This is a genomic window from Kitasatospora sp. NPDC094019 (assembly GCF_044764505.1).
Taxonomy (GTDB): Bacteria; Actinomycetota; Actinomycetes; order Streptomycetales; family Streptomycetaceae; genus Kitasatospora.
On record NZ_JBIWIF010000025.1, the window covers coordinates 81,234 to 100,040 of the forward strand.

Annotated in this window: 18 protein-coding genes and 5 tRNA genes; 8 read left to right on the top strand and 15 right to left on the bottom strand. The window is 72.9% G+C overall.

The features are described 5' to 3' along the window. Positions 1 to 121: 121 nt before the first annotated feature. Complete coding sequence (locus ACIQ9P_RS35550; RefSeq protein WP_402365651.1) at positions 122 to 1,087, bottom strand: thiamine-phosphate kinase; 966 nt, start codon at positions 1,085 to 1,087, stop codon at positions 122 to 124. Between the two features lie 217 nt (positions 1,088 to 1,304). Between ACIQ9P_RS35550 and ACIQ9P_RS35555 the strand changes: the two genes are divergently transcribed. Together ACIQ9P_RS35555 and ACIQ9P_RS35560 are read left to right on the top strand one after the other, a co-directional pair. Continuing rightward, the gene (locus ACIQ9P_RS35555; protein ID WP_402365652.1) at positions 1,305 to 1,538 is read left to right on the top strand and encodes an Lrp/AsnC family transcriptional regulator; all 234 of its coding nucleotides are present in this window, start codon (positions 1,305 to 1,307) and stop codon (positions 1,536 to 1,538) included. 20 nt (positions 1,539 to 1,558) lie between these two features. After that, entirely contained in the window at positions 1,559 to 2,071 is a 513-nt protein-coding gene (locus tag ACIQ9P_RS35560) for a DUF3515 domain-containing protein (RefSeq protein WP_402365654.1), read from the top strand. A 75-nt stretch (positions 2,072 to 2,146) separates the two neighbouring features. Here ACIQ9P_RS35560 and ACIQ9P_RS35565 read toward each other — a convergent pair whose 3' ends face one another. The 3 genes from ACIQ9P_RS35565 to ACIQ9P_RS35575 all read right to left on the bottom strand — a co-directional run bounded on the left by ACIQ9P_RS35565 (position 2,147) and on the right by ACIQ9P_RS35575 (position 5,221). Then, positions 2,147 to 3,289, bottom strand: coding sequence for a D-alanine--D-alanine ligase family protein (locus tag ACIQ9P_RS35565; RefSeq protein ID WP_402365656.1), 1,143 nt, complete (start codon positions 3,287 to 3,289; stop codon positions 2,147 to 2,149). A 112-nt stretch (positions 3,290 to 3,401) separates the two neighbouring features. Next, positions 3,402 to 4,403, bottom strand: a complete 1,002-nt coding sequence (locus tag ACIQ9P_RS35570) for an NAD(P)H-dependent glycerol-3-phosphate dehydrogenase (protein WP_402365658.1) — start codon at positions 4,401 to 4,403, stop codon at positions 3,402 to 3,404. Further along, positions 4,400 to 5,221, bottom strand: a complete 822-nt coding sequence (locus ACIQ9P_RS35575; protein ID WP_402365660.1) for a lysophospholipid acyltransferase family protein — start codon at positions 5,219 to 5,221, stop codon at positions 4,400 to 4,402. Before ACIQ9P_RS35575 ends, ACIQ9P_RS35570 begins: the two co-directional genes overlap by 4 nt. A 213-nt stretch (positions 5,222 to 5,434) precedes the next feature. Here ACIQ9P_RS35575 and cofC point away from each other — a divergent pair, with 213 nt between their 5' ends. Then, positions 5,435 to 6,154, top strand: a complete 720-nt coding sequence (gene cofC / locus ACIQ9P_RS35580; RefSeq protein WP_402365662.1) for a 2-phospho-L-lactate guanylyltransferase — start codon at positions 5,435 to 5,437, stop codon at positions 6,152 to 6,154. Positions 6,155 to 6,197: 43 nt separating this feature from the next. After that, positions 6,198 to 6,419, top strand: a complete 222-nt coding sequence (locus tag ACIQ9P_RS35585; RefSeq protein ID WP_402365664.1) for a hypothetical protein — start codon at positions 6,198 to 6,200, stop codon at positions 6,417 to 6,419. A 143-nt stretch (positions 6,420 to 6,562) separates the two neighbouring features. On the opposite strand, the gene ACIQ9P_RS35590 is transcribed toward ACIQ9P_RS35585, so the two are convergent. From ACIQ9P_RS35590 to leuC, 4 genes are all read right to left on the bottom strand, one after another. Further along, entirely contained in the window at positions 6,563 to 7,312 is a 750-nt protein-coding gene (locus tag ACIQ9P_RS35590) for an HU family DNA-binding protein (RefSeq protein ID WP_402365666.1), read from the bottom strand. Between the two features lie 133 nt (positions 7,313 to 7,445). Beyond that, positions 7,446 to 7,793: a hypothetical protein gene (locus tag ACIQ9P_RS35595; protein ID WP_402365668.1), complete on the bottom strand. Its 348-nt coding sequence runs from the start codon at positions 7,791 to 7,793 to the stop codon at positions 7,446 to 7,448. A gap of 184 nt (positions 7,794 to 7,977) precedes the next feature. Beyond that, positions 7,978 to 8,574: a 3-isopropylmalate dehydratase small subunit gene (gene leuD, locus ACIQ9P_RS35600; protein WP_402365670.1), complete on the bottom strand. Its 597-nt coding sequence runs from the start codon at positions 8,572 to 8,574 to the stop codon at positions 7,978 to 7,980. Positions 8,575 to 8,579: 5 nt separating this feature from the next. Beyond that, positions 8,580 to 10,001, bottom strand: coding sequence for a 3-isopropylmalate dehydratase large subunit (leuC, locus tag ACIQ9P_RS35605; protein ID WP_402365672.1), 1,422 nt, complete (start codon positions 9,999 to 10,001; stop codon positions 8,580 to 8,582). A gap of 231 nt (positions 10,002 to 10,232) precedes the next feature. Between leuC and ACIQ9P_RS35610 the strand changes: the two genes are divergently transcribed. Beyond that, entirely contained in the window at positions 10,233 to 10,946 is a 714-nt protein-coding gene (locus ACIQ9P_RS35610; RefSeq protein WP_030306825.1) for an IclR family transcriptional regulator, read from the top strand. A 215-nt stretch (positions 10,947 to 11,161) separates the two neighbouring features. Here ACIQ9P_RS35610 and ACIQ9P_RS35615 read toward each other — a convergent pair. The 7 genes from ACIQ9P_RS35615 to ACIQ9P_RS35645 form a co-directional block, all read right to left on the bottom strand. After that, positions 11,162 to 11,236, bottom strand: a tRNA-Gln gene (locus ACIQ9P_RS35615). A 48-nt stretch (positions 11,237 to 11,284) separates the two neighbouring features. Next, positions 11,285 to 11,357: transfer RNA gene (locus ACIQ9P_RS35620), tRNA-Glu, on the bottom strand. Positions 11,358 to 11,383: 26 nt separating this feature from the next. Next, positions 11,384 to 11,456, bottom strand: a tRNA-Glu gene (locus ACIQ9P_RS35625). Positions 11,457 to 11,483: 27 nt separating this feature from the next. Next, positions 11,484 to 11,556, bottom strand: a tRNA-Glu gene (locus tag ACIQ9P_RS35630). Positions 11,557 to 11,595: 39 nt separating this feature from the next. Beyond that, positions 11,596 to 11,667 (bottom strand) — tRNA-Gln (locus tag ACIQ9P_RS35635). A gap of 304 nt (positions 11,668 to 11,971) precedes the next feature. Then, positions 11,972 to 12,772 (bottom strand): fumarylacetoacetate hydrolase family protein, encoded by an 801-nt coding sequence (locus ACIQ9P_RS35640; protein ID WP_402365674.1) that lies wholly within the window; start codon positions 12,770 to 12,772, stop codon positions 11,972 to 11,974. A 228-nt stretch (positions 12,773 to 13,000) separates the two neighbouring features. Then, entirely contained in the window at positions 13,001 to 13,222 is a 222-nt protein-coding gene (locus ACIQ9P_RS35645) for a hypothetical protein (RefSeq protein WP_402365676.1), read from the bottom strand. Between the two features lie 627 nt (positions 13,223 to 13,849). Between ACIQ9P_RS35645 and ACIQ9P_RS35650 the strand changes: the two genes are divergently transcribed. The 3 genes from ACIQ9P_RS35650 to ACIQ9P_RS35660 all read left to right on the top strand — a co-directional run bounded on the left by ACIQ9P_RS35650 (position 13,850) and on the right by ACIQ9P_RS35660 (position 18,764). After that, entirely contained in the window at positions 13,850 to 17,752 is a 3,903-nt protein-coding gene (locus ACIQ9P_RS35650; RefSeq protein WP_402365678.1) for a nitrate- and nitrite sensing domain-containing protein, read from the top strand. Between the two features lie 10 nt (positions 17,753 to 17,762). After that, a complete protein-coding gene (locus ACIQ9P_RS35655; RefSeq protein ID WP_043468791.1) occupies positions 17,763 to 18,176 on the top strand; it encodes a roadblock/LC7 domain-containing protein in 414 nt (137 codons plus the stop codon). A gap of 162 nt (positions 18,177 to 18,338) precedes the next feature. Continuing rightward, positions 18,339 to 18,764, top strand: a complete 426-nt coding sequence (locus ACIQ9P_RS35660) for a DUF742 domain-containing protein (protein ID WP_402365681.1) — start codon at positions 18,339 to 18,341, stop codon at positions 18,762 to 18,764. Positions 18,765 to 18,807 lie beyond the last annotated feature (43 nt).

Here is an 18,807-nt window from a genome sequence, read left to right on the forward strand (position 1 = left end):
AGCGCCCGGGAGCGTCGCGCGCCCCCGTCGTACGCCCCCGCCCGGCCCCCGGGCCGCCCCGGCCGGGCGCCAACCGCCGGACCCGGCCGTCCCGTTGTCCCCCGTGGGGGGGTCGGGCCGGTCACTCCGAGAAGTGGTCCCAGCCGCCGACCCGGTCCCAGGCCGCGCCGTCCACCGTCACCCGGCCGCCCCTGGCCGCCCGCGAGCGGCCGACGACCTCGCCCACCACCCGCCAGCGGGCGGGCAGTTGGACCCCGCGCGGGAAGGTCGCCACGATCGCGTGGTCCTCGCCCCCGGACAGCACCCACACCAGCGGGTCGACCCCGACCGCCTGGCCGATGTCCGCCATCTGCGCGGGCACGTCGAAGTCGGCCGCCCGCAGGTCGATGTCCACCCCGCTCGCCAGCGCCACGTGCCCGAGGTCGGCCACCAGCCCGTCGCTCACGTCGATCATCGCGGTGGCGCCCAGCTCCGCGCCGGACGGCCCGGCGTGGTACGGCGGCTCGGGGCGGCGGTGGGCCTCGACGAAGGCCCGCGGCGAGCGGAAACCGCGCTGCAGCACCGTCAGGCCCGCCGCCGACCAGCCGAGCCAGCCGGTGACCGCGACCACGTCGCCCACCTGGGCACCGGCGCGCGTCACCGGCGCGCGCCCCTGGAGATCCCCGAGCGCCGTGATCGCGAGCGTGATGGTGTCCCCGCGCACCACGTCACCCCCGACCACCGTCGCGCCCGCCACCTGGCACTCGTCGCGCAGCCCGTCCATCAGTTCGGTGGCCCAGGTGGTCGGCAGGTCCGCCGGCGCGACCAGGCCGAGCAGGATCGCGGTCGGCACCGCGCCCATCGCGGCCACGTCGGCGAGGTTCTGCGCGGCTGCCTTGCGGCCGACGTCGTACGCGGTGGACCAGTCCCGGCGGAAGTGCCGGTTCTCGATCAGCACATCCGTGGTCGCCACCACCCGGCCGTCCGGGGCCTTCACCACGGCGGCGTCGTCGCCCGGGCCGAGGTCGACCGCGTCGGTGAGCGGCACCCGGGCGGTCAGCTCCCTGATGAGTCCGAACTCGCCGAGCTCGCCCACGGTCCCCTGCATCTGCCGTCCTCCCGGTCACGCCCTGCCGGGCGCCTACGTCCTGCGGCCACGCCGCCTCCGCGCGCAGCGTACGCCCTCCGACAGCGCAGAGGTCTCCCCTCCCCGGCCCACCGGGAGGTAGCGTGGTGATCAGTCTGCCGTTGAGCCCGTTCGCCACCCGACACCCGACCGGGCGAGCACGGCCGCGATCCCCGTATCCAGCCGCCCGGAGGTCCCCGTGGTACAGGCATACATCCTGATTCAGACCGAGGTCGGCAAGGCCAGCGCCGTCGCCGTGACCATCGCCGGGATCCCCGGCGTCCTCCAGGCCGAGGACGTCACCGGGCCGTACGACGTGATCGTCCGCGCCGAGGCCGACACCGTCGACGACCTCGGCCGTCTGGTCGTCGCCAAGGTCCAGCAGGTCGAGGGCATCACCCGGACCCTGACCTGTCCCGTGGTCCACCTGTAAGAGCCGCTTACCATCGGCGGGTGACCAGAGAACTCCGCGCCCCCCGCTTCCTGGCGGCACTGCCGGCCCCCGTCCGGTGGCTGGCGGTGCCGACCGCGCTCACGTGCACCGTCGTGGTACTGATCGGCAGCTGGAGCACGCCCGAGAAGATCGAGACGCCGAACCCGGCCCCCAAGGCGGCCGGCTACTGCCGGGCCCTCGCCGACGCCCTCCCCCAGGAGCTGTACGGCCACCCCCGCAAGGACCCGACCCCCGCCTCGCCGTTCCTGGCCGCCTGGGCCAGCTCGCCGAAGGTGGTGCTGCGCTGCGGCGTGGACCGGCCGGAGGCGCTGAACGGCCCGGCCGCCACGGACGTCGCGCCGATGATCGACGATGTGACCTGGTGGCCGCAGGAGCTGGGGGACGGCGGCTACCGCTACACCGTCACGATGCGCAAGGCGTACGTGGAGCTCACCGTGCCCAAGGGCTCCTTCGCCAACCCGATGGACGTGGTCGCCGCGCTCTCCCCCGTGGTCGCCGCCACCATCCCCTGACCGGACGCGACCCGACCGGCGCGCGGGGGGCGGCCCCGGAACCCCGGGACCGCCCCCGCGTGCCGTCGGCGCGGACTACCGCAGACCGGTCGAGCGGCGCATCGCCGCCTGCAGCAGCCGGTCCACCAGCTCCGGGTACGACATCCCGCTGGCCTCCCACATCTTCGGGTAGGCCGAGATCGGGGTGAAGCCGGGCATGGTGTTGACCTCGTTGACCATCCAGCTGCCGTCGTCCAGCAGGAAGAAGTCCACCCGGGCCAGACCCTCGCAGCCGAGTGCCTCGAACGCCTCGATCGCCTGCCGGCGGATCTCGGCGGTCTCCCCGGCGGTGAGCTCGGCCGGGATCCGGACCTCGGAGGAGTCGATGTACTTGGCCTCGAAGTCGTAGAACTCGTAGCCGCCGCCGACCAGCACCTCGGCCGGGACGCTCGCCCGGGGGCCGTCCTCGAACTCCAGTACCGCGCACTCCAGCTCGCGGCCGGAGACCCCCGCCTCGATGATCAGCTTGGGGTCGTGGCGGCGCGCCTCCTCGATCGCGGCATCGAGGTCGGAGAGGTCCTTGACCTTGCTGATGCCGATGCTGGAGCCGGCCCGGCAGGGCTTCACGAACAGCGGCAGGCCGAGGCCGGCCACGCGCTCGCGGACCGCGGCCCGGCCCTCCTCGGTCTCCCACTCGCGCGGCCGGACCACGGTGTACCGCCCGACGCCGAGGCCGTGCGAGGCCAGCAGGCGCTTGGTGAACTCCTTGTCCATGCCCGCCGCGCTGGCCAGCACGCCGTTGCCGACGTACGGCACCCCGGAGAGCTCCAGCAGGCCCTGCAGCGTGCCGTCCTCGCCCCACGGGCCGTGCAGCAGCGGGAAGACCACGTCCACCTCGCCGAGCGCCTTGGGGGTGGCACCGGGCTCGCTCCAGACCACCTCGCGGCTGCCGGGGTCGACCGGCAGCGCGACCCGGCCCTCGGTGGACTCGGCGACGTGCTCGACGTCCGGCAGCCGGCCGTCGGTGATCGCCATCCGGGCCGGCTCGTCGCTGGCCAGCGCCCAGCGGCCCTCGTGGGTGATGCCGATCGGCAGCACCTCGTACTTGTCGCGGTCGATCGCCCTCAGCACGCTGCCCGCGGTGGAGACCGAGATGGCGTGCTCGGAGCTGCGGCCGCCGAACACGACGGCGACCCGCGGCTTCGCGGACGGGTTCTGGGAGGTCTGTTCGATGCTCATATCGCGACAGAGGGTACCCCGAGGCGGGTTTCGGGACAGTGACCGACCCGGCCGGGCAGCGGCGCCCGGGCCGGAACGGCCCGCCCGGCCGACCCGACCGGCACCGGGGCCGTCAGCGCCGTTCGGGCTTGGCCGAGCGGGACATCAGCGCCCGCAGCGCCTCCTGGGTGGGCCTCCCGTTGTGCACGACGTCCACCACCGCCTCGACGATCGGCATGTCGACACCGTTGCGCCGGGCCAGGTCGAGCACCGATTCGCAGGACTTGACGCCCTCCGCGGTCTGCCGGGTCGCCGCGATGGTCTCGGCCAGCGACATGCCCCGGCCCAGGTTGGTGCCGAAGGTGTGGTTGCGGGAGAGCGGCGAGGAGCAGGTGGCCACCAGGTCGCCCATGCCGGCCAGGCCCGCGAAGGTGTACGGGTCGGCGCCGAGCGCCAGCCCGAGCCGGGTGGTCTCGGCCAGCCCCCGGGTGATCAGGGTCGCCTTGGTGTTGTCGCCGAGCCCCATGCCGTCGGCCATGCCGACCGCCAGGCCGATCACGTTCTTGACCGCCCCGCCGAGCTCGCAGCCGATCACGTCGGTGTTGGTGTACGGCCGGAAGTACGGCGTGTGGCAGGCCGCCTGGAGCCGCTTGGCGACCGCCTCGTCGGTGCAGGCGACCACACTGGCGGCGGGCTGCCGGTTGGCGATCTCCCTGGCCAGGTTCGGCCCGCTGACCACGGCGATCCGCTCCCGGCCGACCCCGGCGACCTCGGTGACGACCTCGCTCATCCGCTTGGCGGTGCCGAGTTCGATGCCCTTCATCAGGCTGACCAGGACGGTCTGCGGCTCCAGCAGCGGCGCCCAGGCGGCGAGGTTCTCGCGCAGCGTCTGCGAGGGCACCACCAGCACCGCGAAGTCCGCGCCGGCCAGCGCCTCGGCCGGGTCGGTGGTGGCCCGGACGGTGTCCGGCAGCCGTACCCCGGGCAGGTAGTCCGGGTTGGTGTGGGTGGCGTTCACGGCCTCCGCCAGCTCGCGGCGGCGGCCCCAGAGGGCCACCTCGCAGCCGGCGTCGGCGAGCACCATCGCGAACGCGGTGCCCCAGGATCCGGTGCCGAACACGGCGCAGCGGGTCACTTGGCTTCCTTCCCGTCCTCGTCGGTGCCACGACCGCTGCCGCGGCGGGCCGCGGCAGCGGCCCGCTGCCGGGCCGCCTCCCGCATGTCGTACCGCTCCGCGGGCGGTTCCTCGCCGCGGATGTCGGCCAGCACGGCGGTGATCGCCGTCATGATGTCCTCGGTGGCGTCCCGGAGGACCTGTGCGGTGAGTTCCTGGCCCTGGTACTTGCTCAGGTCGACGGCCGGCCCGGCCGCCACGACCACCCGGTGGCGCGGGAACAGGTTGAACCTGCTCCTCCCGCCGCCGCCCCGGCCGTACGGCGGGATGATCTCGTGCGCGCCCCAGTGGGCCACCGGGATGACCGGCGCGCCCGTCATGAGCGCCACCCGGGCGACCCCGCTCTTGCCGGTCATCGGCCACAGGTCCGGGTCCCGGGTGAGCGTTCCCTCCGGGTAGAACTGCACGCACTGGCCGCCGTTGACCGCGTCGATGGCCGAACGGAAAGCCTGCGCCGCGTCGGTCGACTCCCGGAACACCGGGATCTGGCCGGTCTTGCGGAGCATGAATCCGATGAACGGGATCGAGAACAACGAGGACTTGCCGAGGATCCGGGGCGGCCGCCCGCTGTTGTACTGCCAGTGCGCGTAGACCACCGGGTCGATGACCGAGTTGTGGTTGACCGCGGCGATGAACCCGCCCCGCTCGGGCAGGTGCTCCCAGCCCCGCCAGTCGGGCTTGACCAGGGCGGTGTTCACCGGCTTCACCAGCACGGCCGCAAAGCGGTACCAGAAGCCGTAGTCGGCGTTGCCGAAGCTGGCGTTCGAGCGGCGGGCCACCCCAGGTCCTCCTCATTCGTGCGGCACGTGGGGTGCCGCGGTCGATCTCGCTTCCGCCGCCCTCTCGGGGCGCGGGCGCGGAACAGTGTCGCCCGACCGCTCGCCGACTGTCGAGCAACCCGGCCCGGACGTCCGCCGGGCGTGATCAAACGCACGTCCGCACAGCTCGGACGGCCTGGCGAGGGCTCCGGGACCGGCGTCACAATGACGCCGATGACCCAGGACACCGTACGCCCCGGCAGGCCCGTCGCGCCCGCCGCACCCGCCGCCGACTGGTCGCTGGTACTGCCGCTCAAGCGGCTCGCCGGGGCCAAGTCCCGGCTGGCCCCGTTCGCCGGCCGGCACCGCCCCGACCTCGCACTCTCGTTCGCCCTGGACACCGTCGCGGCCGCGCTCGCCACGCCGGGGACCGGCCGGGTCCTGGTGGTCACCCGGGACTCCGGGGCCGGGGCGCGGCTGGCCGCGCTCGGCGCCCTGGTGGTCGACGACGAGCCCGGCGGCGGCCTCAACGAGGCCCTGGCGCACGGCGCGGCGGCCGCGCTCGCGCTCGCCCCGGGCGCGCCGCTGGCCGCGCTCTCGGCGGACCTGCCCGCACTGCGCCCGGCCGAGCTGGGCCGGGTACTGGCCGCCGTCCCGGCGACCGGCCGGGCCTTCCTGCCGGACGCGCCGGGCCTGGGCACCACCTTGCTGGCCTGCGCCCCGGGCAGTCCGCTCGACCCCGCGTTCGGGGACGGCTCGCGCGCCCGGCACGCGGCCGGCGGTGCCCGCGAACTGCGGCTGGCCGGCGTGGAGTCGGTCCGCCGGGACGTCGACACCGGTGAGGACCTGGCCGAGGCACTGGCGCTCGGCGTCGGACCGCACACCCGCGCGCTGGCCACCCGGCTCGGGTACCTGCCGCGACAGTGGCCGTCCGCCGGGCCGACGGACGGCTGAGACACCACCGGGGACTGTCGGTGCCCCTCGCTATGCTGCTGGCATGCAGGCCACCGCGTTCACCTTCGACCCCGCCACCCGGGCCGGCTCCGTGCTGCTCGACGACGGGACCCCGGTGCCGTTCGACGCGGCCGCCTTCGACGCCGGCGGGCTGCGGCTGCTGCGCCCGGGCCAGCGGGTGCGGATCCGCACCGAGGGCGGCGGTGACGCCCGGCGGGTGGTCTTCGTGACGCTGCAGACCTTCCCGGACCCGGCCGAGGGCTGACCGGGGCGGCGGCGCGCTCGGGAACCGCGTCACCGGGAGGAAATCCCGGAAAAGCGATAAGCCGTGGCACCACCCCGCCGGGAATTCCCGGAGGGGGGCGGCGCCACGGCTCGCGAAGGCCGTCCGACGACGACGCGCACCGACTACTTGGCGGTGGTCTTGCGCGCGGTGGTCTTGCGGGTGGTGGTCTTCTTCGCCGGCGCCGTCTTCTTGGCCGTGGCGGTCGCCTTCTTGGCGGTCGCGGTGGTCTTCTTCGCGGCGGCGGTGGTGGTCGCCTTCTTGGCGGCGGTGGTGGTCGCCTTCTTGGTCGCGGTCGCGGTGGTCTTCTTCGCGGCGGCGGTGGTGGTCGCCTTCTTGGCGGCGGCCGTCTTCTTGGTCGCGGCCGTCTTGGTGGCGGCGGCCTTGGTCGCGGTCGCCTTGGTGGCGGTCGCCTTGGTGGCCGTCTTCTTGGCGGCGGCCTTCTTCGCCGGGGTGGCGGCAGCGGCGGCGGCAGCGGCCGTGGCGGCGCGCTTGGTGGCGGCGCGCTTGGCGGCCGGAGTGGCGGCGACACCGCTCTTGCCCGGGGTGAGGGAGCCCTTGGGCGCCTTCTTCACCGAGGGGCCTTCCTTCGGCAGCTTCTTGGCGCCGCTGACCAGGTCCTTGAAACCCTGGCCGGGACGGAAGCGGGGCACCGAGGTCTTCTTGACCTTGACCTTCTCGCCGGTCTGCGGGTTGCGGGCGAAGCGCGCGGAGCGCTCCACCTTCTCAAAGGTGCCGAAACCGGTGACCGAAACACGGTCACCGGCCACGACGGCGCGCACCATGGTGTCGAGCACTGCGTCGACGGCCTCTGCGGCAGCCTTGCGACCGCCCAGCTGCTCGGCCACCGCTTCGACAAGCTGAGCCTTGTTCACGTCTTCCCCTTCGGAAACGGGCGCCGGATGATTCCATCCGTTCATTTCGCACGTTAGGTATGTATCTGCGGACTTTCAATTACCAAACGCGCGAATCACCCTAGTGTCGCAATGGATTTGCGCGTCGGCGACCTCAGACGACGGGCGGGCGCCCCTCGTCGAGGTCCTGCACAAAGCGACTCAACCGCCGCGCCGCCCCCGGAAGATCGCGCTTGGCGGTCTCGGTGACGATGAGCAGTTGACGGGTGAGAGCGGTCTTTGCATCGGCAGACACGTTCAGCGCATGCACGCGGTCGTGAGCTTGCTTCAACCGCTCGGCCACAAGCGCGAAGAGCGCTGCGACTTCCGGGTCGTCCGGCTCCTCAGCAGCTGAGGTGGCGGCGTCCGGCCGATCGTCAATTCGGCGTTCGGATCCCCGGCCCGTGGACTCCGGTGACGCGGGTTCGCCGCCCGCGTACGGAGGTTCATGGTGCCGGTGCATGCACTGATTGTGCCATCTACGCGCAGTTGTGCATGCGCGGGGCCCTCCGACGCAAAACCGAATCGTCAATCCGGGGCCCGCGGGAGGGCACAACTCCGGTCCCGGAACGCCGGATGGCCCGCCCCCCCGAGGGGGGAGGCGGGCCATCCGGCGGATCGTCAGAATGCTTGTCCGGAACGGGCGGTCAGGCCGCCGGCAGGGTGCGCGGCTTGAACGAGGGCCGGGCCGCCTCGAAGGCCGCGATGTCGGCCTCGTTCCGCAGCGTGATGCTGATGTCGTCCAGTCCGTTGAGCAGCCGCCAACGGAGATTGTCGTCCAGTTCGAACGGCGCGGTGATGCCTTCGGCGCGCACCTCGCGGGCCTCCAGGTCGACGGTGACGGGGGCCGTCGGGTCCGCCTCGGTGAGCTCCCAGAGCCGTTCCACGGTCTCCTGCGGAAGGACCACGGTGAGCAGGCCGTTCTTCAGCGAGTTGCCGCGGAAGATGTCGGCGAAGCGCGAGGAGATCACGGCGTGGAAGCCGTAGTTCTGCAGGGCCCAGACGGCGTGCTCGCGGGAGGAACCGGTACCGAACTCGGGACCGGCCACCAGGACCGTGGCACCCTGCCGCTCGGGCCGGTTGAGGATGAACGACTCGTCCCGGCGCCACGCCTCGAACAGGCCGCCTTCGAAACCGGAACGGGTGACCTTCTTCAGCCAATGGGCGGGGATGATCTGGTCCGTGTCGACGTTGCTGCGGCGCAGCGGCACGGCCCGCCCGGTGTGGGTGGTGAACTTCTCCATGCTGCTCAGACCTCCACGGCGGCGCTGGACGCCAGATCGGCGGGGGCCGCGAGGCGGCCCAGGACGGCGGTCGCGGCGGCGACCTGGGGCGAGACCAGGTGGGTGCGGCCGCCCTTGCCCTGGCGGCCCTCGAAGTTGCGGTTCGAGGTCGAGGCGCAGCGCTCGCCGGGGGCGAGCTGGTCCGGGTTCATCCCCAGGCACATCGAGCAGCCCGCGTGCCGCCATTCGGCGCCGGCCGCGGTGAACACCTTGTCCAGGCCCTCCTCGACGGCCTGGAGGGCGACCCGGACCGAGCCCGGGACGACCAGCATCCGCACGCCGTCGGCGATCCGGCGGCCGCGCAGCAGGTCGGCGGCGGCGCGCAGGTCCTCGATCCGGCCGTTGGTGCAGGAGCCGACGAAGACCGCGTCGACCGCGACCTCGCGCAGCGGGGTGCCGGCCTCCAGGCCCATGTAGGCCAGGGCGTTCTCGGCGGCGATCCGCTCCTGCGGGTCGGCGAAGGAGGCCGGGTCCGGCACGTTCGCGCCGAGCGGGGCGCCCTGGCCCGGGTTGGTGCCCCAGGTGACGAACGGGGTCAGCTCGGTGGCGTCGATGAAGATCTCGTGGTCGAAGACCGCGTCCTCGTCGGTGGCCAGGGTCCGCCAGTACTCGACGGCGGCGTCCCAGTCCTCGCCCCGCGGGGCGTGCGGGCGGCCCTCCAGGTAGGCGAAGGTGGTCTCGTCCGGGGCGATCATGCCGGCCCGGGCGCCCGCCTCGATGGACATGTTGCAGATGGTCATCCGGGCCTCCATGGAGAGGCCGCGGATCGCCGAACCCCGGTACTCCAGGACGTAGCCCTGGCCGCCGCCGGTGCCGATCCGGGTGATGATCGCCAGGATGAGGTCCTTGGCGGTGACGCCGTCGGGCAGCTCGCCCTCGACGGTGATCGCCATGGTCCGGAACGGGGCCAGCGGCAGCGTCTGGGTGGCCAGCACGTGCTCGACCTGGCTGGTGCCGATGCCGAACGCCAGCGCGCCGAAGGCGCCGTGGGTGGAGGTGTGGGAATCGCCGCAGACCACGGTCGTGCCGGGCTGGGTGAGGCCCAGCTGCGGGCCGACGACGTGCACGACGCCCTGCTCGACGTCGCCGAGGGAGTGGATCCGGACGCCGAACTCGGCCGCGTTCTTGCGCAGGGTCTCCAGCTGGACCCTGGAGACCGGGTCGGCGATCGGCTTGTCGATGTCCACGGTCGGGGTGTTGTGGTCCTCGGTGGCGATCGTGAGATCGGTGCGGCGGACCGGGCGCCCGGCCAGCCGGAGGCCGTCGAACGCCTGCGGGCTGGTCACCTCGTGGAGCAGGTGCAGGTCGATGAAGAGCAGGTCGGGCTCGCCCTCCGCGCGCCGGACGACGTGGTCGTCCCAGACCTTCTCTGCGAGTGTCCGTCCCATCGGATTCCCTCCAGCCGGCCGCGTTGCCGGCCTTCTCGTGTCGTCGAGGTCGAAGCTGTCGCGGCCCGGTGCGGCACACGACGAGCGACCTGCACACCGGATCGGTGTCCACGATGCGGACACCTCGGCGGGGTCGCATCCTGGATGTCTCCCGGGCTGCTGCATCCAGAGTGGCGCTTTTCGCAGAAGATTGAACTTGCGTCTCGCGGAATGAGACTGCAGTCTTAGCGCATGGACAACTCTAGCGGCGTCGGCGTGCTCGACAAGGCCGCTCTGGTGCTGAGCGCACTGGAGTCGGGCCCCGCCACGTTGGCGGGGCTGGTCGCCGCCACCGGTCTGGCGCGCCCCACGGCCCACAGACTCGCCGTCGCACTCGAACACCACCGTCTGGTCACCAGGGACATGCAGGGCCGGTTCATCCTCGGCCCGCGCCTGTCCGAACTCTCCGCCGCGGCGGGCGAGGACCGGCTGCTCGCCACCGCGGGCCCGGTCCTGACCCACCTGCGCGACGTCACCGGCGAGAGCGCACAGCTCTACCGCCGGCAGGGCGAGATGCGGATCTGCGTCGCGGCCGCCGAGCGGCTCTCCGGTCTGCGGGACACCGTCCCGGTCGGCAGCACCCTGCCGATGAAGGCCGGCTCGGCCGCCCAGGTCCTGCTGGCCTGGGAGGAGCCCGAGCGGCTGCACCGGGGCCTCCAGGGCGCCCGGTTCACCGCCACCGCGCTGAGCGGTGTCCGGCGGCGGGGCTGGGCCCAGTCGATCGGCGAGCGGGAGCCGGGCGTCGCGTCCGTCTCCGCGCCGGTCCGCGGCCCCTCCAACCGCGTCGTGGCCGCCGTCTCGGTCTCCGGGCCGATCGAGCGCCTCACCCGCCACCCGGGGCGGCTGCACGCGCAGGCCATCATCGAGGCCGCCAACCGGCTCACCGAGGCCCTGCGCCGCAGCTGACCCGCCCGTCCCCCACCCGCCCCCACGCCCCTCCCCCGCTTCCCCACCCCCACCGATGAACCACGAAGGGCCCCGCTCACTGTCGAGCGGGGCCCTTCCGGCGCGGATCCCCCGGCGTCCGGGAACGCGGCCCGGGAAAGAGAGCCCGGGAAAGAAAGCCCGGGAAGTCGTCCGGGAAATCAAAAAAGACCCCGGGAACCGGGGCCTTTCTTTTCTGGCTGGGGTACCAGGACTCGAACCTAGACTAAATGAACCAGAATCACTCGTGCTGCCAATTACACCATACCCCAATACAAAGCAATCAGCCGATGAGCAACCTCACCGGCTTCCTGCTTCAGTACCCCCGACCGGATTCGAACCGGCGCTACTGCCGTGAGAGGGCAGCGTGCTAGGCCGCTACACAACGGGGGCATCCTGGCGGTTCCTCGCGGAACCAGTACCCCCGACCGGATTCGAACCGGCGCTACTGCCGTGAGAGGGCAGCGTGCTAGGCCGCTACACAACGGGGGCTTTCCAGGCGGTCCCTTGCGGGACCAGTACCCCCGACCGGATTCGAACCGGCGCTACTGCCGTGAGAGGGCAGCGTGCTAGGCCGCTACACAACGGGGGCTTGTCTTCACTTGTCGCGGCGTGGACCGCGGGTACTGCGCTGGGGTACCAGGACTCGAACCTAGACTAAATGAACCAGAATCACTCGTGCTGCCAATTACACCATACCCCACCAGAGTTGAACCCCTGTCGGGGATCCTCTCGGGCTTGCGCCTCCCGCTCGGCTCCGGCGGGGGCTTTGACTCCCTCGTCGTTGCCCTCCCGGGCGGCGCAGAAAGAACATTACCCGACGTCCGCCCCGGCTCCAAAATCGATAACCCCAGGCAGCGGGAAGGGGGCCGTCCGGTGACCCCCGGGGGCGCCGCGGGCCCGGCGCGAAGGCCGGGCCCGCAGGGCGTTCCACCCCTGTCCGGCGGCCGGTCACGGGCCTGCCCGTGGGCAGGCCCGCCGGGACCGCGTCCCGGGCCGGGGCCTCGCTAGCCGCGCTTGACCACCTTGTTGGCAAGGGTGCCGATGCCCTCGACGGTGACGGCGACCTCGTCGCCGACCTGGATCGGGCCCACCCCGGCGGGGGTGCCGGTGAGCACGACGTCGCCGGGCAGCAGCGTCATGGCCTCGGAGATGTGGACGATCAGCTCGGCGACCGAGCGGACCATCAAGGAGGTGCGGCCGGTCTGCCGGAGCTCGCCGTTGACCGTGCAGGTGACGGCGAGGTCGGAGGGGTCGAGGTCGGTCTCGATCCACGGGCCGAGCGGGCAGGCCGTGTCGAAGCCCTTGGCGCGGGCCCACTGGCCCTCGCGCTGCTGGACGTCGCGGGCGGTCACGTCATTGGCGCAGGTGTAACCGAGGATCACCTCGGGGACCCGCTCCAGCGGCACCTCGCGGCACATCCGGCCGATCACCACGGCCAGCTCCGCCTCGTGCTGGACGTCCGAGGAGAACGGCGGGTAGGCGATGTTCTCGGTCGGGCCGATCACCGAGGTGGAGGGCTTGAAGAAGGTGAGCGGCACGTCCGGGACGGTGTTGCCCAGTTCGGCGGCGTGGGCGGCGTAGTTGCGGCCGACCGCGACGATCTTGTTGGGCAGGATCGGGCTCAGCAGCCGGACGTCCTGGAAGCGGTGGCTCTCACCGCTCGGCCGGGGCTGGCCGAACGGGTGGCCCGCCAGCGCGTGGACCACCAGCGACTCGGGCCGCGCCGGGTCCCCCTCGACCACACCGAAGGAGACGCTGCCGGCGGCAGGACTCCCCTCCCGGACGGAAAACCTGGCAATGCGCACGGCTCGGGCACCCCTCGCGTCGTCGGCCGCCCGGGGCGCGCCCGGGCGCTGGTGGAGGCCGGTCCCCCTTCGGGCCCGGCCCCGCTCAATCGCCGCCCAGGCTATCGCGCGGGCCCCGGACCGGCCCGTCCACGGGCCCGGACATCCGGACGCCGGCCGGGCGCCCGGGTACGCGAAGGGCCCCGCCACCGGGGGTGGCGGGGCCCTTCAGGGCGTATGCGGAACGCTTCAGTCCTGCGGAACGTTCACCACCGGAGCGACCATCAGCCGGGTGCGGCGCGGGTTGGCGGTGGAGGTCGGCAGGTCGGTCGAGTAGGTCACGGCCCCCTCGGGCCGGCGGGCTCCGGGGATCTGGCCGAAGTCCTCGACCGAGGCCAGCGTCGTCCGGCGCGGGTTCGCGGTGGACGTGGCGGGCAGCGTGGACTCGGCGGCCTTGTTCGCCTGGGACATCTCGTCAGCACCTCATGGTCGTGGCCGGGCGGCCGACCGCGATCGGCCCCGGCCTGAGTGATTCGGGAGGATTCTGGGCAGGCTGATCGGGGCCGTGCTCCGGATACCGCAAGGTTACGGATCTCTTTCCACAGGCACCGTGACCAAAGCTACACATTCATCTGTGATTTTCGTCACAAATCACGGAACATAATGCCTATATCCGACATGTCGCTGCATCAGTTTTTACCGGCATATCGGATATATCGGGCATACCCGAAGCGCCGTGCATCAGGTTGATCTCGGCTCCCGTTGGCATGTATCTGACGAGTGTCCGAAAAAGGCGGTATTCAGGTCCGGTTGCCGTACAGACCGTGAGATTCCGCGCGCGGTGGGTAGTGCCGTCCGACCCGCCCCGCTCGCCCTTGTTGGGATTCCCCGGCTGTGCTGGAATGCCACGGACCGTGGGTAGGGAGTAGTCCACCCCGGTGCCCGCTCTCCCGGACCGGCCGGGGTGCGGATGGAAACTCCACACCGTCCAGGCTGCGGCGACGCGGCGGGACGCCCGGTCCAGAGGTTGCGACGCCAGTGCAGGGACGTTTCAAAAGGGGTAGCGGCGGCGCGGGTGACCCTGAGTCGCGTGAGCCCGTGGCAGCCCCCCAGCCGACGGCGGCCCCCGGCGGTCCGGCCGAACCGACACCCGACGTGATAGGCCGCCCCGAGGACGAGGGCGCGGAGCGGACCTCGGCCAGGGGCAAGCTCCGCTCCTCCCTGACCCGGCGCCGGGCCAAGGGCATGAGCCGGCTCGCCATGCGCAACTGGCGGATCCGCAGCAAGCTGATCGCCCTGCTCGCGCTCCCGGTCATGGTCGCGCTGGTCCTCGGTGGCCTGCGCATCCAGACCTCGCTCGAAACCTCGCAGCAGCTGGCCCAGATGGCCAACCTCTCCGACCTGGCCAAGAAGGCGACCGACCTCGCCAACGCCCTGCAGAGCGAGCGGGACGTCAGCGCCGGGCCGATGACCAACAAGCCCAACGCGCCGCTGGACGACGACATCGTCGCCGCCCGCAAGGTCACCGACGACCTCAGCCGCACCTTCACCGCGTCCGCGGACAAGTTCGAGAACCTCGAACTCTCCGGCGGCAAGGCCCTGCTCTTCCAGATCCGCAAGGACCTGAACTCGGTCTCCGACGCGCGTGGCAACCCGTACCAGAACAACCAGAACATCCAGGCGACGATCACCGCCTACGACGTGATCATCCGCGACCTGCTGTCGATCACCCAGGACATCGCGCTCGCGTCCAACAACCGCGAGCTGGTCCGCGCGACCCGCGCCCTGCAGCAGTTCTCGCTGGCCAAGAACTCCACCTCGCAGCAGCGCGCGCTGATCAGCGCCGCGCTCGCCAACCCGGGCGGCCCGGACCTCAGCCTGAGCGACGAGTCCTTCGGCATCCGGTTGAAGTCGTCCTACGACAACGCGCTGACCGGCTTCAACAACATCTACACCTCGCACGACCTGGACAACCTGCGCGGCCAGCTGAGCTACAACTCGGTCGTCGCCGCGGCCGACCGCTACGCGCGCTCGATCCTGCAGCAGAGCGGTATCCACCAGAGCGAGGTCGTCAGCTACAAGGACTGGTACGAGCAGTCCACCGCCAAGATCGCGGCCGAGCGCCGGATCGAGTCCAAGCTCATCGAGGACCTCGACGGAAAGGCCCAGGAACTCCAGTCCCAGGCCGACACCGAGGCCCTGATCATCGGTGCCGCCGTCGCGCTCGTGCTGCTCGTCGCCCTCGGTGGCGCCGGTCTGATCGCCCGCTCGATGGTGCGCTCGCTGACCCGGCTCCAGTCCGCGGCCGAGGACGTCGCCGAGCGGCGACTGCCCGAGCTGGTCAAGACGCTCTCCGAGACCGACCCGCACGACGTCGACGTCACCGTCGAACCGGTCGGCGTCGACTCCGCGGACGAGATCGGCCACGTGGCCCACGCCTTCGACATGGTGCACAGCGAGGCCGTCCGCCTCGCCGCCGAGCAGGCCCTCCTCCGCGGCAACATCAACGCGATGTTCACCAACCTCTCCCGCCGCAGCCAGGGCCTCATCCAGCGCCAGCTGTCGCTCATCTCCGAGTTGGAGAGCCGCGAGGCGGACCCGGACCAGCTGGCCAACCTCTTCAAGCTGGACCACCTCGCGACCCGTATGCGCCGCAACGGCGAAAACCTCCTCGTCCTCGCCGGTGAGGACCCGGGCCGCCGCTGGACCCGCCCCGTCCCGCTGGTCGACGTGCTCCGCGCCGCCGCCTCCGAGGTGGAGCAGTACGAGCGGATCGAACTCGCCGCCGTGCCGTCGGCCGAGGTCGCCGGCCGCGTCGTCAACGACCTCGTCCACCTGCTCGCCGAGCTGCTGGAGAACGCCACCTCGTTCTCCAGCCCGCAGACCAGGGTCCGGGTCACCGGCCACGCGCTGCCGGACGGCCGGGTGCTGGTCGAGATCCACGACACCGGTATCGGCCTGAGCCCGGACGACCTCGCCGAGATCAACGAGCGCCTCGCCAACCCGCCGACGGTGGACGTCTCCGTCTCCCGCCGCATGGGCCTCTTCGTGGTCGGCCGCCTGTCCCTGCGACACGGCATCCGGATCCAGCTGCGTCCCAGCGACTCCGGCGGTACCACCGCGCTGGTCATGCTCCCGGTGGACGTCACCAACTCCGCCGACCGCCGTGGCGCCGCCCGCCCCGGCGGCGGCCAGCAGCCCAAGCAGCAGCGCGGGGTCGCCCCGACGCCGCGCCAGCAGCGCCAGATGCCGGCCGGCCAGGGCGGCGGCCGCGCGGCCGCGCTCGGCCAGGGTCCGGCGGGCGGTGCCCCGCAGGGCCGGCCGCAGCTCGGCCAGGGCGGTCCCGGCCCGTCCGGCGGCCCGGGTGCCCAGGGCGCCCCCGCCGGCGGTCTGCCGACCCGCCAGATCGGCCAGTCGCTGCGGGAGAACCTGCCGCAGGCCGGCCGCCCCGGTGCGCCGAACCAGCAGACGCCGAACCAGCAGGGCGCGAACCAGCAGGGTCCCAATCAGCAGGGCGGTCAGGGCCGACCCGGTCAGGGCCGACCGGCCCCGCAGCAGCAGGGCGCCCCGAACCAGCAGGGCGGCCTCCCGCAGCGCTCCCCCGGCCGGCCGGGCCCGGCGCAGAACGCCCCCGGCGGTCTGCCCCGGCGCGACCGGCAGCCCGGCGGTGCCCAGGGTGCTCCGCAGGGTCCCCAGGGTCCGCAGCAGAACGGCCCCCAGCAGGGCGGTCCGGGAGCACGCCGCCCCGGCCAGGAGCGTCCGCAGGGCGCCGGCGCCCCCGCCGCCCGCGGCGGCGATCAGCCGCAGCACGGCTGGGCCGACCAGGCGGGCCGTCCCGGCGCGCCGGCACCGCAGGCCGCCCGCCCGGGCGAGCGTCCGCAGGACGGTCTGCCGCAGCGCCAGCGCCCCGGCCAGGGCCGTCCCGGTCCGCAGGGCCGACCGCCGCAGGGCCCCCAGGGTCCGCAGCAGGGCCAGGGCGGCCGTCCGCAGCAGCCCGCCCAGGGCAACCGTCCGCAGCCGGGCCGGCAGCAGCCGCTGCCGCAGGCTCCGCAGCCCCAGCCGCTCCCGGCGGCCGACGCCTCCTCGATGGAGAGCACCCAGCAGCTCGCCCGGCCCCGGTTCGAGGCCAGTGACATCGACCCGCGCGACCCGCTGGGCCTCGGCCTGGTCGAGCCGGTGCTGCCGAGCGTGCCGAACCCGGTCCGACCGGAGCGGAACACCCAGCAGCCGCAGGCCCCGCAGCAGCAGAGCCCGCAGCCGCCCGCGCGGCAGGAGCCGATGGCGCTGCCGTCCGGCCCGTCCGAGGGCGGGGCACCGGCCGAGCAGGGCTGGTACCGCGAGGAGGGCCGCCCCGGCGAGCAGGCGTACCAGCCCCGCCGTCCCGGCACCACGGCCCCCGGCTTCCCGCAGCAGGAGGGCCAGCGGCAGCCCGCCCCGGGCCGACCGCAGGGCCCGCAGCAGCAGGCACCGCAGCAGCGGCAGCCCCAGCCGCAGGGTCAGGCTCCGCAGCAGGGCCAGGCACCGCAGCAGCAGCGGGCCCCGCAGGGTCAGCAGCAGCCCCAGCGGCCGCAGGCCCAGCAGCAGGCACCGCAGCAGGCGCCCCAGCAGGCGCCGGGCCAGCCGGAGCAGGGCGACGCCCCGTGGCGCCCGTCCGCCAACGACGAGCGCTGGCGCCGGGCCGAGCAGGTCCGCGAGCCCTCGACCAGCGGGGTCACCATGTCGGGCCTCCCCCGGCGCACCCCGCAGGCCAACCTGGTCTCCGGGACCGCCGAGTCGGCCCCGCTGACCGGTCCGCAGGTGTCCCGCGCGCCCGAGGAGGTCCGCGGCCGACTCACCAACCTGCGCCGCGGCATCCAGCAGGGCCGCCGGGCCGGTGCCGAACAGGCCGCGGGCCAGCCGCCGGCCAATCCGGCCGGATCCGACCATGGTGCCCAGCAGCCCGGGTTCGATAGCTTCGGGGGCCGGAACGACGGCAACGCCGCAGATCATCAGGAGCGTTGAGTTGAATCAGATGAGCCAGGCCGCACAGAACCTGAACTGGCTGATCACCAATTTCGTGGACAACACCCCTGGGGTGTCGCACACGGTGGTGGTCTCCGCGGACGGCCTCCTGCTGTGCATGTCCGAGGGTTTCCCCCGCGACCGCGCCGACCAGCTCGCCGCCGTCGCTTCCGGCCTCACCTCCCTCACCACCGGCGCCAGCCGGATCTTCGAGGGCGGCGAGGTCAACCAGACCGTGGTCGAGATGGAGCGGGGCTTCCTCTTCCTCATGGCCGTCAGCGACGGCTCCGCCCTCGCCGTCCTCGCCGCCCCCGACTCCGACATCGGCCTGGTCGGCTACGAGATGGCCCTCCTCGTCGACCGCGCCGGAGCCGTCCTCACCCCCGCACTCCGCGCAGAACTCCAGGGCAGTCTCCTGCACTGAGTCGCCCTGAGCGGTACTCCCACCAGTCCCACCTCCCCGCCGGGTCCGACCCGACCGGACCCGGCGTTCCACCCTCAGCTACCCTCAGGCAGCTGATTTCGCCTCAGCTGGCATCGCCCCAGCTGGAACCGGCTGCCCCAGGCTGCAGCACAAGGAGGACCCATGACCCCGCCTTCGAATCCCGGCGGCTCGTACGGCAACGGGTACGGCAGCGGCTACGGCGGGCAGCAGTCCGACGGCTACGAGCAGCAGCCGCTGGTCCGCCCGTACGCGATGACCGGTGGCCGCACCCGGCCGCGCTACCAGCTCGCCATCGAGGCCCTGATCTCGACCACCGGCTCCGCCGAGCGGACCGGTGGCCTGCTGCCCGAGCACTCCCGGATCGTCAACCTCTGCCGGGAGGTCAAGTCCATCGCGGAGATCTCCGCGCTGGCCGGTGTTCCGCTCGGTGTCGCCCGGATCCTCGTGGCCGACCTGGCCGAGGCCGGTCTCGTCGCCATCCACCAGCCCGCCGCCGCGGGCGAGTCGGGCGGAACGCCCGACGTCACGCTGCTCGAAAGGGTCCTCAGTGGACTTCGCAAGCTCTAACGCGGCCGCCCCCACCCGCGCCACCACCTCCGCGAAGATCGTC

Bases quoted from the DNA above. Each gene is read 5' to 3' on its own strand.
- ACIQ9P_RS35550 (WP_402365651.1), bottom strand. From the start codon at position 1,087: ATGCAGGGGACCGTGGGCGAGCTCGGCGAGTTCGGACTCATCAGGGAG.
- ACIQ9P_RS35565 (WP_402365656.1), bottom strand. From the start codon at position 3,289: ATGAGCATCGAACAGACCTCCCAGAACCCGTCCGCGAAGCCGCGGGTC.
- cofC (WP_402365662.1), top strand. From the start codon at position 5,435: ATGACCCAGGACACCGTACGCCCCGGCAGGCCCGTCGCGCCCGCCGCA.
- ACIQ9P_RS35585 (WP_402365664.1), top strand. From the start codon at position 6,198: ATGCAGGCCACCGCGTTCACCTTCGACCCCGCCACCCGGGCCGGCTCC.
- ACIQ9P_RS35595 (WP_402365668.1), bottom strand. From the start codon at position 7,793: ATGCACCGGCACCATGAACCTCCGTACGCGGGCGGCGAACCCGCGTCA.
- leuD (WP_402365670.1), bottom strand. From the start codon at position 8,574: ATGGAGAAGTTCACCACCCACACCGGGCGGGCCGTGCCGCTGCGCCGC.
- leuC (WP_402365672.1), bottom strand. From the start codon at position 10,001: ATGGGACGGACACTCGCAGAGAAGGTCTGGGACGACCACGTCGTCCGG.
- ACIQ9P_RS35610 (WP_030306825.1), top strand. From the start codon at position 10,233: ATGGACAACTCTAGCGGCGTCGGCGTGCTCGACAAGGCCGCTCTGGTG.
- ACIQ9P_RS35645 (WP_402365676.1), bottom strand. From the start codon at position 13,222: ATGTCCCAGGCGAACAAGGCCGCCGAGTCCACGCTGCCCGCCACGTCC.
- ACIQ9P_RS35655 (WP_043468791.1), top strand. From the start codon at position 17,763: ATGAGCCAGGCCGCACAGAACCTGAACTGGCTGATCACCAATTTCGTG.
- ACIQ9P_RS35660 (WP_402365681.1), top strand. From the start codon at position 18,339: ATGACCCCGCCTTCGAATCCCGGCGGCTCGTACGGCAACGGGTACGGC.